The organism is Rhodococcus sp. EPR-157 (assembly GCF_001647195.1).
In the GTDB taxonomy this organism is placed as follows: domain Bacteria; phylum Actinomycetota; class Actinomycetes; order Mycobacteriales; family Mycobacteriaceae; genus Rhodococcoides.
Genome location: NZ_LVCV01000362.1, coordinates 1 through 11755, shown reverse-complemented (window position 1 = coordinate 11755; position 11755 = coordinate 1). Strand labels below are relative to the sequence as shown.

At 63.5% G+C, this 11755-nt stretch carries 13 protein-coding genes, 4 tRNA genes and 1 pseudogene; 9 read left to right on the top strand and 9 right to left on the bottom strand.

Going from position 1 to position 11755, the window contains the following annotated elements; genetic code table 11:
- The 7 genes from A2J03_RS16670 to A2J03_RS16640 form a co-directional block, all read right to left on the bottom strand.
- The coding region (locus A2J03_RS16670) for a glycosyltransferase family 4 protein (RefSeq protein WP_068376014.1) at positions 1-874 on the bottom strand (874 nt) is incomplete at its 3' end.
- Positions 871-1776, bottom strand: coding sequence for a phosphatidylinositol mannoside acyltransferase (locus A2J03_RS16665; protein ID WP_068376008.1), 906 nt, complete (start codon positions 1774-1776; stop codon positions 871-873). The genes A2J03_RS16665 and A2J03_RS16670, both read right to left, overlap by 4 nt.
- Positions 1773-2450: a phosphatidylinositol phosphate synthase gene (pgsA, locus tag A2J03_RS16660; RefSeq protein WP_068376002.1), complete on the bottom strand. Its 678-nt coding sequence runs from the start codon at positions 2448-2450 to the stop codon at positions 1773-1775. The genes A2J03_RS16665 and pgsA overlap by 4 nt, the downstream gene beginning before the upstream one ends.
- Before the next feature lie 43 nt (positions 2451-2493).
- Positions 2494-3036 carry an HIT family protein gene (locus A2J03_RS16655; RefSeq protein WP_068376000.1) on the bottom strand — a complete coding sequence of 181 codons (543 nt, stop codon included), beginning with the start codon at positions 3034-3036 and terminating at the stop codon, positions 2494-2496.
- A gap of 7 nt (positions 3037-3043) precedes the next feature.
- Positions 3044-5098: a threonine--tRNA ligase gene (gene thrS / locus A2J03_RS16650; RefSeq protein WP_068375998.1), complete on the bottom strand. Its 2055-nt coding sequence runs from the start codon at positions 5096-5098 to the stop codon at positions 3044-3046.
- A 96-nt stretch (positions 5099-5194) separates the two neighbouring features.
- On the bottom strand, positions 5195-5614 hold the full coding sequence (locus A2J03_RS16645; protein ID WP_068376012.1) for a TIGR02611 family protein: 420 nt from the start codon (positions 5612-5614) through the stop codon (positions 5195-5197).
- A 113-nt stretch (positions 5615-5727) separates the two neighbouring features.
- Positions 5728-5799 (bottom strand) — tRNA-Val (locus A2J03_RS16640).
- A gap of 209 nt (positions 5800-6008) precedes the next feature.
- Between A2J03_RS16640 and A2J03_RS16635 the strand changes: the two genes are divergently transcribed.
- The 3 genes from A2J03_RS16635 (at position 6009) to A2J03_RS16625 (ending at position 6316) form a co-directional block, all read left to right on the top strand.
- Positions 6009-6080 (top strand) — tRNA-Gly (locus tag A2J03_RS16635).
- Positions 6081-6114: 34 nt separating this feature from the next.
- Positions 6115-6185, top strand: a tRNA-Cys gene (locus tag A2J03_RS16630).
- A 56-nt stretch (positions 6186-6241) separates the two neighbouring features.
- Positions 6242-6316 (top strand) — tRNA-Val (locus A2J03_RS16625).
- 45 nt (positions 6317-6361) lie between these two features.
- On the opposite strand, the gene A2J03_RS16620 is transcribed toward A2J03_RS16625, so the two are convergent.
- Positions 6362-6982, bottom strand: a complete 621-nt coding sequence (locus A2J03_RS16620) for a YdeI/OmpD-associated family protein (protein ID WP_068376010.1) — start codon at positions 6980-6982, stop codon at positions 6362-6364.
- 165 nt (positions 6983-7147) lie between these two features.
- Between A2J03_RS16620 and A2J03_RS16615 the strand changes: the two genes are divergently transcribed.
- The 4 genes from A2J03_RS16615 to A2J03_RS16600 are packed head-to-tail and all read left to right on the top strand — an operon-like array spanning position 7148 to position 9081.
- On the top strand, positions 7148-7372 hold the full coding sequence (locus A2J03_RS16615) for a hypothetical protein (RefSeq protein ID WP_068375996.1): 225 nt from the start codon (positions 7148-7150) through the stop codon (positions 7370-7372).
- Positions 7365-8042 (top strand): alpha/beta hydrolase family protein, encoded by a 678-nt coding sequence (locus tag A2J03_RS16610; RefSeq protein WP_068375994.1) that lies wholly within the window; start codon positions 7365-7367, stop codon positions 8040-8042. The genes A2J03_RS16615 and A2J03_RS16610 overlap by 8 nt, the downstream gene beginning before the upstream one ends.
- 59 nt (positions 8043-8101) lie before the next feature.
- Complete coding sequence (locus tag A2J03_RS31720) at positions 8102-8554, top strand: ribosomal protein L7/L12 (RefSeq protein WP_068375992.1); 453 nt, start codon at positions 8102-8104, stop codon at positions 8552-8554.
- Positions 8551-9081 (top strand): GNAT family N-acetyltransferase, encoded by a 531-nt coding sequence (locus A2J03_RS16600; protein WP_068375990.1) that lies wholly within the window; start codon positions 8551-8553, stop codon positions 9079-9081. Before A2J03_RS31720 ends, A2J03_RS16600 begins: the two co-directional genes overlap by 4 nt.
- A gap of 9 nt (positions 9082-9090) precedes the next feature.
- Here the strand turns inward: A2J03_RS16600 and zapE are convergent, their stop codons facing one another.
- The gene (gene zapE / locus A2J03_RS16595; protein WP_068375988.1) at positions 9091-10107 is read right to left on the bottom strand and encodes a cell division protein ZapE; all 1017 of its coding nucleotides are present in this window, start codon (positions 10105-10107) and stop codon (positions 9091-9093) included.
- A 34-nt stretch (positions 10108-10141) separates the two neighbouring features.
- On the opposite strand from zapE, the gene A2J03_RS16590 reads away from it, so the two are divergent.
- Together A2J03_RS16590 and A2J03_RS16585 are read left to right on the top strand one after the other, a co-directional pair.
- Positions 10142-10933, top strand: a complete 792-nt coding sequence (locus A2J03_RS16590) for a pyrimidine reductase family protein (protein WP_068375986.1) — start codon at positions 10142-10144, stop codon at positions 10931-10933.
- Positions 10934-10992: 59 nt separating this feature from the next.
- Positions 10993-11755: pseudogene (locus tag A2J03_RS16585) on the top strand (alpha/beta hydrolase); the annotation flags it as partial.

The following is an 11755-nucleotide window of genomic DNA, read 5'->3' as shown; positions in this document are numbered from 1 at the left end:
CGACCACCGCGGTTCCCGACGCCATTGCTTCCACCAGCACGATGCCGAAGCTTTCGCCCCCGAGGTTCGGTGCGCAGTACACATCGGCGCTCCGCAGTGCGGACGCCTTTTCGGCGTCGTCGACCTGTCCGAGGAATGTCAGGTGCGATGCCAGCGATCCGGCTTCCTTGCGTAGTTTGTCCTCGTCGCCTCGTCCGACCACGAGAATCTCGACGTCCGGGTGGCGACCGACCAGCTCCGGCAGTGCCGACAGCAGAACCGCCATGCCCTTTCGTGGCTCGTCGAAGCGGCCGAGGAACAGTACGGTCCCGCCGGACCTCGGGTAACCGGGAAGCATCGGTGCGCGGGCGAATGCCTGTACGTCGACGCCGTTGGGAATCTCGACGGCGTCGCTTCCCAGAGCCTCGACCTGCCATCGTCGTGCCAACTCCGATACAGCGATGCGGCCACTGATCTTCTCGTGGTAGGGCCGCAGGACACCTTGAAACGTACTGAGCACCAACGACTTCGTGGTGGAGGTGTGGAAGGTCGCCACGATCGGACCCTCGGCGGCCTTGAGCGCAAGCATCGACAGGCTCGGCGCGTTCGGTTCGTGGATGTGCAGGACGTCGAAGTCGTTCTCGGCGATCCACTTTCGGATTCGCGAGTAGGTGATCGGCCCGAATCGCAACCGGGCGACCGATCCGTTGTACGGAATCGCCAACGCCTCACCGGCGGATACGACGAAGCTGGGAAGCACCGTCTCGTCCGACGCAGGAGCGAGAACGCTGACGCGGTGGCCACGTTCGATGAACACCACAGCCAACTGCTCGACGTGCGCCTGTACTCCGCCGGGAACATCGAACGAGTACGGGCATACCATCCCGATCCTCACGAGTCCTCGATCCTCGCGCGCCGTGCATCGGACAGGTCAGCCAGCCACAGCGGCTGCAGCATGTGCCAGTCCTCGGGATGAGCGGCGATGTTGGACGCGAACCGATCCGCCAATTCCTGTGTCGCCTTCTCCACTCCCCCGTCGACATCGATGCGCGGTGAGATCGTGAATCCCCATCCGTCGCCGTCGAAGTAGCAGTGCACCGCAAGCAGGTGCGCTCCGGTGTCGATCGCGAGTTTCGCCGGGCCCGCCGCCATCCGTGTCTCCTCGCCGAAGAACGTCACCGGCACACCGTGCTTCGCGAGATCCCGCTCGCTGAGAAGACAGACGATCTTGTTCTCACGCAAACGATCCGACAATGCAGCGAACGGCGGAACCTCGCCGCCGCTGAGAGGAAAGATCTCGAATCCGAGACTTTCTCGGTAGTCGACGAATCGCTGGTAGAGCGACTCCGGCTTCAACCGCTCTGCCACTGTTGCGAGTTGTCCGTAGTACCGAACGAGCCACATACCGGCCATATCCCAGTTGCCGCTGTGGGGAAGCGCGAGAACAGCGCCGACGCCCTCGGCAATGGCGGCATCGAGGTGCTCGCGACCGTGCACACACTCGTCGATGACCGCAGCCTGCTCGTCCAGATTCATGGACGGAAGTCGAAAAGCTTCGCGCCAATATCTCGCGTACGAGCGGACGCTGGCCCGAATCAACTCGTCCGGCACGCTGTCCGCCGGTACACCGAGTACGCGAGCGAGGTTGCGACGCAGCTGCTGCGGTCCACCGTTGCGGCCCGCTGCGAAGTCGGCGCCCTTGTCGAAAAGTCTGCGCGCCACGCCGTCGGGCAAACCGCGAACGACGCGCCACCCTGCGGCATAGCCGGCATCGCTGGCGCGTTCGGCGAACGTCACGACGGCTCGGACTCGTCGTTCGGCGGAGTCGTCGACTTGACGATGATGTCGCGGGCACCCTCGGAGCTGCGCACCGCCAGCACGCGCTGAAACACCGTCACGATGCTCAGAGCCGCAAGTACCCACATTGCCGGGTAGATCACGCTGTCGAGCCACGGAATGTCGTAGTGTCGTCCGACTCCGGTCAGGCCTGCACCGACCAGAACGAAGACCAGACGGTCCGCCCGCTCGATCCATCCGCCGTCTGCGGACAGCCCGCTGGCTTCTGCTCTTGCCTTGGCATGCGAGATGACCTGCGAGGTGATGAGACAGATGATGGTAGCGATCAACAACAGTTTGCTCTGCTCGCTGTAGACAGCCCACCAAGCAAGACCGGCGAAGATCGCCCCGTCTGCGACACGGTCACACGTGGCATCGAGTACAGCGCCGTACTTGGTGCCACCGCCGCGCGCCCGCGCCATGGCACCGTCGAGCATGTCGAAGAGGACGAACACTGTGATGACGACAGATCCCCACCACAGGTAGCCCGCGGGATACATCGTCACCGCAGCACCGACGGTGACGACGGTGCCGATCAGGGTCACCGAGTTGGGCGTCAGACCGGTGCTGTTGAGTGCCCGGCCGAGCGGCGCAGTCACTTTCGATACCGGAGCGCGCCCGAAGAAGCTCAGCACCGCGAACCCTCCTTTCGAGTTCTGTTGTTCAGTCCGAAACGGTTCATTCGGCCCAGGCCGCGGCCAGCAGCGCGCGCGTGTCGCGAAGCAACTGCGGCATGACTTTGGCTCCACCGACGACGGTGATGAAGTTTGCATCGCCACCCCACCTCGGCACGATGTGCTGGTGCAGATGCTCGGCGAGGGAACCACCCGCAGCGGCCCCCAGGTTGAGTCCGACGTTGAAACCGTGCGGATTCGACACACTCTTGATGGTTCGAATCGCGTGCTGGGTGAACGACATCAGCTCCGCGCTCTCGGCGGGCGTGAGATCTTCGAGGGCGGCGACCCGGCGGTAGGGCACGATCATCATGTGCCCCGGGTTGTACGGGTACAGGTTGAGTACCGCGTACACCTGCTCCCCGCGCGCTACGACCAGACCGTCCTCGTCGCTCATGTGCGGAATATCCGAGAACGGTTCGCTGGACTTGTTCTTCGCGCCCGGCGCTTCCGCGATGTAGGACATCCGGTGCGGTGTCCACAGTCGCTGGAGCCGGTCGGGATCACCGAAACCGGTGTCGACGATCGACGCGTCCTGTTCGGGCATGGTCAACTCACTCCTGATCTTCGCTGAAGAGCGTGGCAGTGGGAGATGCGTTGTTGCGGGCGGAGATCCAATCGGCGACGAGGTCCACGGCGCGAGCAGTCGGGACCCCGTTCACCTGGCTGCCGTCACGGAAGCGGAAGCTGACCGCACCTGCTTCGACGTCCCGTTCACCGGCGAGCAGCATGAACGGGACCTTCTGCGCTGTCTGGTTGAAGATCTTCTTCTGCATCCGGTCGTCACCGGCGTCGACCTCGGCTCTGATGCCATGCTTCTTCAGCTCTTTCACCACCGCGAACAGGTGGTCCTGGTGCACCTCGGCGACGGGGATGCCGACCACCTGCACGGGTGCGAGCCAGGCCGGGAACGCACCGGCGTAGTGCTCGGTCAACACTCCGAAGAATCGCTCGATGGAGCCGAACAACGCACGGTGGATCATCACCGGGCGTTCCTTCGTCCCGCCCGATGCGGTGTATTCGAGTTCGAAGCGCTCGGGAAGGTTGAAGTCGAGCTGAATGGTCGACATCTGCCAGGTCCGACCGAGAGCATCCTTCGCCTGAACGGAGATCTTGGGGCCGTAGAACGCAGCGCCGCCGGGGTCGGGCACCAGGTCGAGGCCCGACGCCGCCGCCACCTCGGCGAGGGTGTTGGTCGCCTCTTCCCAGACCTCGTCGCTGCCGACGAACTTGTCCGGGTTTCTGGTGGAGAGTTCGAGGTAGAAGTCGTCGAGCCCGTAGTCCTTCAGCAGACCGAGAACGAATTCGAGGGTGCTGGTGAGCTCGCCGCGCATCTGCTCGCGGGTGCAGAAGATGTGCGCATCGTCCTGGGTCATGCCGCGCACCCGAGTCAGACCGTGGATGACGCCCGACTTCTCGTAGCGGTAGACCGAACCGAACTCGAAGAGGCGCAACGGCAATTCACGGTACGAGCGCCCCCGGGAACGGAAGATCAGGTTGTGCATCGGGCAGTTCATCGGCTTGAGGTAGTAGTCCTGGCCGGGCTTGCGCACGTCGCCGTTCTCGTCGAGTTCGGCGTCCAGGTGCATAGCCGGGAACATCCCGTCGCGGTACCAGTCGAGGTGACCCGAGACCTCGTAGAGGTGGCCCTTGGTGATGTGCGGGGTGTTGACGAACTCGTAGCCCTCTTCGATGTGCCGCTGGCGGGAGTAGTTCTCGAGCTCGTTGCGGATCACGCCACCCTTCGGATGGAACACCGGCAGACCGGAGCCCAGCTCGTCGGGAAAGCTGAACAGGTCCAGCTCGGATCCGAGCTTACGATGGTCGCGACGTTCCGCCTCGGCCAGCAGTTCGAGATGCGCATCGAGTGCCTCGGCCGACTCCCACGCGGTTCCGTAGATCCGCTGCAGATCCGCGTTGTCCTGATTGCCGCGCCAGTACGCAGCCGAACTGCGGGTGAGCTTGAATGCGGGCACGTACTTCGTGGTCGGGATGTGCGGGCCTCGGCACAGGTCACCCCAAATCCGTTCTCCGGTCCGGGGGTTCAGGTTGTCGTATGCGGTCAGCTCGCCGCCACCGACCTCCATGATCTCGGGATCGTCGATGCCGGACTTGTCGTTGACCAGCTCCAACTTGTACGGCTCGTTGGCGAGTTCCTCGCGTGCCTGCTCGATCGACGAGTAGACCCGCCGCGAGAATCGTTGTCCCGCCTTCACGATCTGCTTCATCTTCTTCTCGAGGGCGGTCAAATCCTCGGGAGTGAACGGCTGCTCGACATCGAAGTCGTAGTAGAAACCGTCTTTGATGAAGGGGCCGATGCCGAGCTTGGCAGTCGGGAAGAGTTCTTGAACGGCCTGAGCGAGAACGTGCGCGGCCGAGTGCCGGATGACACTTCGTCCGTCCTCGGTGTTCGCTGCGACCGGTTCGACCTCGACATCCGATTCCGGAGCCCACGAGAGGTCCCGCAACTTCCCGTCCACGTCTCGGACTACGACGATCGCGTCAGGACCCTTGTTCGGAAGCCCCGTGTCTCGAAGCGCCGTTCCGGCGGTCGTTCCTGCCGGCACCATGATGCGGGCGAGCGAGACGGCGGTTGCGGGCATGGTCACGGCGATGTACTCCTCGATTGTCCTGACGCGGTCGGAAGACCGATGACAGCCTATCGGCTGTCGGGCACTGACTCGTCGTCACACCGCACTGCGCGATCAGAGCGGACTGGCCAGCCAGGTCCAGTCCAGACCGAACCATCCGCCCACGAGCGAGAAGGTGCCCAGCAGCCACAGGGTCGCAACCACGATGAGCGTCGTCAGCAGTGCACTTGCTGCTTTGACGACGATCGATTGGCGAGAAAACCACGCCATGAAGCGGTCGTACCGCGCGCGAGCGAACTTCAGAAGCCGATGTGCCCAGGTGAACTCGGAGGCCAGAATGCCGAGACCAGCGAACACGATCAACCAACCCGGACCCGGGTACGGGATTGCCACGATGCCGAGACCCAGAACGATGACTCCGACCACGGCCACCGTGATTCGGTATGCAAGGTCGAGTGTGGGATTGGCGGCGATCTTCGCGCGGAGTCGACGCCGTCGGTCGCCCAAGCGGTCGAAGACACCGTCCTCGTCCACACTGTCGCGATTCTTCTCGTCAGCGCGAGCATCGTCAGTAGTCACCGCACCAGGCTACCGGCGGTGCTACGAAAGAAGCCCTATGCGCAGGCGCATAGGGCTTCCATTCTCTGTGGTCCCGGCTGGGATCGAACCAGCGACCTTCCGCGTGTGAAGCGGACGCGCTTCCACTGAGCCACGGGACCGGACGAGGCAAAACATTAACATGCGGCCCTCGATAATCTCGAATCGCCCCATCCGACCCTTCCGAGTCCTCCGGACACATCGAAAACCGGGGCGAACGTGGGCCGCAGCCGGCAAATAGCACGCCTGACCACCTGATTTGTGAGTTCGCGAGAAGTTAGTCTAATGTTTTCACCGCACCACGGAGACAGCAAATGTCACCGAGGCGCATGCGGATGTGGCGCAGTGGTAGCGCATCACCTTGCCAAGGTGAGGGTCGCGGGTTCGAATCCCGTCATCCGCTCGAGGACCAGGGCAGCCAAGAACCATAGGCCCATGGTGGAGTGGCCGAGTGGTGAGGCAACGGCCTGCAAAGCCGTGCACACGGGTTCGATTCCCGTCTCCACCTCGTATGTGAAGTTAGTGTTGGCGTTTCGAGGCTCCCGGCCTTCGATTCGAGTACATGCGCGATTAGCTCAGCGGGAGAGCGCTTCCCTGACACGGAAGAGGTCACTGGTTCAATCCCAGTATCGCGCACCATAGTTCGACCAGGTCAGGCCCCCTTTCGAGGGGGCCTTTCTTGTCTTATCCTTGGGCACGTCGACCGACGGCCGCGTCGCTGACGATGTGGGCGATTCGCGCTGCCCGTGTTGCGTCGCGCGAGGCACTGACGATCCACCACAGCATCTGCTTGCGAGCGCTGGGCGGAAAACTGTCCCAGTTGCGTCGAGCGTGCGGGACCCGGTCCAGCGCTGCCTTCAACTCAGCTGACTCCCTGAGGTCTTCGACTTGGTCCAAAATGGTCCACCAGCCGTTGGCTTTCGCGGCGGCAATAGCGTCGCGACCAGCGTCGGTCATGAGGCCACGTGCTTCCATATCGGCCGCACGTTCGCGGTTGAGCCGGGTCCAAGAACTCTTGGATCTTCGCGGCGTGAAGAGCTGCAAGTTGCGCTCTTCGTCGAGGATGGTGCTGGTGGAGTCGATCCAACCGAAGCAGATGGCTTCCTCGACGGCCTCAGGGTACGGGCATCGTGGTCGTCCGGTGTCGGTGCGCCATGAGCACAACCACACTCCGCGGACCGACGAGTGGTTGCTGCTCAGCCATGTGCGCCACTGTGTCCGAGTCTCGGCGTGAATGATCGGGTAGTCGAACTTCCATGTTGCGGGGTGGGCGGAGGCGGGCGGCTGTGATTCCGAAGCGGTCATTCTTCCTCCAGGCTCGTTGTTCACTTCTTCAGCTTGCCGACGATCCAGGACAACTGTTGTCCGCAATCCGTGATGAGCAGCAATCCAGTGCGAGGCGGGTGGTGATTCAGCTCATAAACGTGCACTCTGGAGACGCAGCCCACCCCGAACGGAAGGAAGCCACCCATGGCGGACGACAGCCACGAGGGAAACGCGACCGAGGTACAGGTCGATGACGAGACTCGTAGGAAAGCGGAGGAACAGGTGGCCGGGATCGACAAGAAGTACGAACCGGGCTCACGACCGACCGTCACGCTGCCCGGGACGAACGGGATGGTCTCCGGCACCGCATTCGCAGACATGGTGGACGAAAACGGCGACCTGAAAGACGACTCTTCAGCGGATGCCTGACAGCACACACGAGGCCGCGTATGTCGCCGACGGCGGCGTGCGCGGCTTCCTTCACCTCCCCGACGGCAATCCTGTGGCGTCGCTTGCGCTTACACACGGCGCCGGTGGCAACTGCACCGCAAAGCTGCTCGTCGATGTGGCAACAGCATGGTCAGCCCGCGGAATCGCGGTACTCAGATTCGATCTTGCGTTCCGTCAGGCCAGAGAGTCCGGTCCCCCACACCCGTCGAAAGCGCCCGGCGATCGAGACACCGTCCGCGAGGCGGTGACGTACCTCCGTGACCGCGGGCCCGGACCGGTGTTGGTCGGCGGTCACTCCTACGGCGGTCGCCAGGCCTCGATGGCGGTTTCGGAGGACAGCGATCTCGCTGCAGGCTTGCTTCTGCTGTCGTATCCGCTTCACCCGCCGGGCAAGCCCGAGAAGGCTCGCACCGCGCATCTGCCCGATATCGCCATCCCGACACTGTCGGTCTCCGGTACCAAGGATCCTTTCGGGACGCCGACCGAGTTGCGCGAGGCGATAGGTCTCATCCAGGCCGGGACGAGCTTCATCGAGATCACTGGTGCGGGACATGACCTGTCGGCGCACAAGCACCACACCGCGGAGCGGTCGCTGGAGGCGGCGGTCACCCTGTTCGGGATCGACGTGGGCACGGCCACGACTGAGTAGTGACCGCTGTTTCGGCACCGCTTTTCCGCCTGCATCTGACCGAGTGTTCTACTTAAGCCATGCCCACTTGGGGATGGTTCATCGTCGCGCTGGTCCTCATCGACACCGCGGTTCTCGCTGCCTGGTTCCTCGCCCGTAAGAGCCCACGTAAGACTCCAGCAGCCACGGCGCAGCTCATGCTCGCCGGTTTGGACAGCACTGCACGCGAGGAGATCTATCGGCTTGTCGCAGAGAAGAAGAAAATCCATGCGATCAAGCTCTTCCGTGAACGCACCGGCGCCGGGCTCGAGGAAGCCAAGGACATCGTCGAGTCGGTGGAGCGAGGCAATCCACTCCCCTCACCTGCCACCTATACAAACGCCGAAGGACTCGATACCGGCGAATGGGAGGACATCATTCCGAAGTTGCGAGCGCTGAAGAAGGAAGGAAAGGCGATCGCCGCGATCAAGCTCCTGCGCGCGCGGACCGGATTCTCCCTCCGCGAAGCCAAGGAAGCGGTGGACCAGCTGTGACCATCACCGTCGGACCGGCCGGACTCTGGGAGACCGAACAGTTGGCGGACGTCGCAGCCGTGACGTTCCCGCTTGCCTGCCCTCCGGGGTCGACACGTGAATCGATCGAGGCATTCATCGACGACGTGCTCTCACACGAGAAGTTCGGCGAATACCTGAACGATCCGAATCGCACTATTCTCGCTGCGCGAGAGGACGATTCGATAGTCGGCTACGCGATGCTCATCCATGGCGAGCCTTCCGACCCCGACATCGCGCACTCGCTCACGAAGTCACCGACCATCGAGTTGTCCAAGCTCTACGTCTTGCCCGGACATCACGGCCGCGAAGTATCGGCAGAACTGATGTCCTCGGTCCTTGCCCTCGCCGTCGACGCCGGATGTGCCGGGGTGTGGCTCGGCGTTAACCAGCAGAACCACCGGGCACAACGCTTCTACACGAAGCAGGGCTTCGTGAAGGTAGGCACCAAGACCTTCGCACTCGGCAGCGACATCCAAGACGACTTCATCATGGAGCGGACCCTGTAGAACGGTGCGTCAGCCGACCGCAGCGAACCGAGACAGCGCGAGCAGTCGGGAGGTCGCGCGGAGGTACTTCTTCCGGTAGCCACCCGCCAGCATCTCCTCGGTGAAGATCTCGTCGAGCTTCGCGCCCGACGAGGTCACCGGGATACTGGCGTCGTACAACCGGTCGGCGAGGACGACGAGTCGCAGGGCGACGGCCTGATCCGCAGCCGGGTGCACGTTCTTCCAGAACACGGCTTCGACACCGTCGAGAAGCTTCCCGTACCGCGACGGATGCAGCGTGCTCAGATGCGCCAGCAGCTCATCGAAATCGTCGAGCGTTGCACCGTCGATCTGGCCTGCACGCTCGACCAATTCGTCCTCGGACGTCGGGTCGGGGGCCGGCGGCAGATCGCGGTGACGGTAGTCGGGTCCGTCGACGCGAATCGATTCGAAGATGGAACCGAGCTTCTTGATTTCCCGCATGAAGTCCTCGGCTGCGAACCGTCCCTCGCCGAGCTGGCCGGGCAGCGTGTTCGAGGTCGCGACAATGGACACCCCGCGTGCGGACAACTCCGAGAGCAGTCGCGAGACGAGCATCGTGTCGCCCGGATCGTCCAGCTCGAACTCGTCGATGCACAGCACGCTGTGGTTCGACAACTCGTCCAGTGCCTTGTTGAAGCCCAGCGCGCCGACGACGTGCGTCAATTCCACGAACGTGCCGAACGCCTTCGGCTCGGGGACGCTGTGGAAGATCGACGCCAGAAGGTGCGTCTTTCCGACGCCGAATCCGCCGTCGAGATACAACCCGAGTCCGGTTGCGGGGGCCTTCTTGCCGAACAACCCACGCTTGCCGCCCTTGCCGCGGATCTTCGCAACCTTCTGCGAGAACTCCTCGGCTTTCTTCACTGCCTCGGCCTGACTCGGCTCGTTCGGATCGGGAATGTACGAGGAGAAACTGACGTCGTCGAACATGGCCGGCGGCACCATCTGCGCGATCAGTTGGTCGGATGGAACGACGGGATTTCGATCGACAAGACGTGCAGGCATTGGATCAGCCTAACGACGTGGTGTTATCTACTTTATGCAGCTACTGGATATTGCGACCTACTTCACATCGGAGAGCGATGTGGCACGCGTAGCGAAAGGCCCACTCGAGGACGCCGACCTCACGCGGCTGTACGCGTACCCGCCCCGTCCCAGGCGGCCATGGATACGAGTCAACTTCGTCGCCAGCATCGATGGAGCGGTCACAGCGGACGGCGTTTCCGCTGGTCTCGGCACTCCTGCGGACAAGTCCGTGTTCGCCGTTCTGCGCACATTGGCGGACGCTGTCCTCGTCGGCGCGGGCACCGTGCGGGCCGAGAACTACGGTGGCGTGAGCTTCTCCGCCGCGACTCGCAGCGAACGAGCCTCACTCGGCATGACCGAGGTTCCACCTCTCGTCGTGGTCACCGCGTCGGCGAATCTCGATCCGGAGTCGCGGATATTCACCGACTCCGCCGTTCCTCCGATCGTCCTCACCACCTCGTCCGCACCCGCTGAAGCCCGCCGCACGTTGGCGGCGGCGGGTGCTCGCGTGGTGGAGACCGACGGCAACACCGTGACGACCGAATCCATCCTGGCGACCCTGAACGATCTAGGTCTGCATCGGGTTCTCTGCGAAGGCGGGCCAGGCATCTTCGGCCAGCTACTTGCCGACGATGCCGTCGACGATGTCTGCATCACGACCTCACCGGTTCTCGTCGCCGGATCTGCAGGACGGATCTCGCACTCCGCTTCGTCGTCGGTTCGCCGAATGACCCGCGCGCACGTCCTCGCCGACGAAGACGGGACATTACTGACCAGGTGGGTCAAACACCGCAGTGACGCGTAGGGCCCACAGCGGCAGGTGCCCGGCCACGACCGCGCAGAAGTAGATAGCCTCGCAGCGTGATGCAGAATCGATCGTTGCTCGTGTCCATCGTGTGCCTGTCGCTGCTGACAGCGGCGTGCAGCGCCGGGCCGTCCAGCCGACCCGATGTCGCCGTCCTGCAGAACTCCCCTGGTCAGCCGGAGGAGACCGAACCCGGTGATGCCGAACCTGCAATCCCGCCGCTCCAGGTTCCGGTCACGGATCTGCCGTGGCGGGACTGCACGACCGAGACTCTAGACAGGTACGGCTTCACTCCGCGGACGCCAGGTCTGATCCTCGAGTGCGCGGACTTCGAGGCTCCCGTCGATGCGTCGGGCCAGATGTTCGGGTCGTTCTCGGTGGGAACGATGCGCGCGCGGCTCGACCGCACACCTGCGGACGCCGCCCCCATGGTTCTGACATCGGGGTCGGACCGTTCTTCGATCGAAACCCTTACCGACATGGCGGCGGGTCAAGGTGCGACGTTGCTTGCGGACCACCCGATCGTCGCGATCGACAGGCGCGGGATCGGACGATCCGCTGCCGTCGACTGCACCAAGATCGATGCCCGCGCGGCACTGGCCGACCTCGGACAATTCGAGAGGACCGGCGGCGACTCGGTCGACCGAGCGGTCGACGCCGGGCGTGATGCCACCATCGAGTGCACGGACCTCCTGCAACCGCAGGAACTGGCGTTCGCGTCGTCCTACGCTGCGGACGATCTGGAGCAACTACGCATCGGGTGGGGCGTCGACGCCCTCGGGATCATCGGCACCGGAAACGGAGCGACGACCGCGCTTGCCT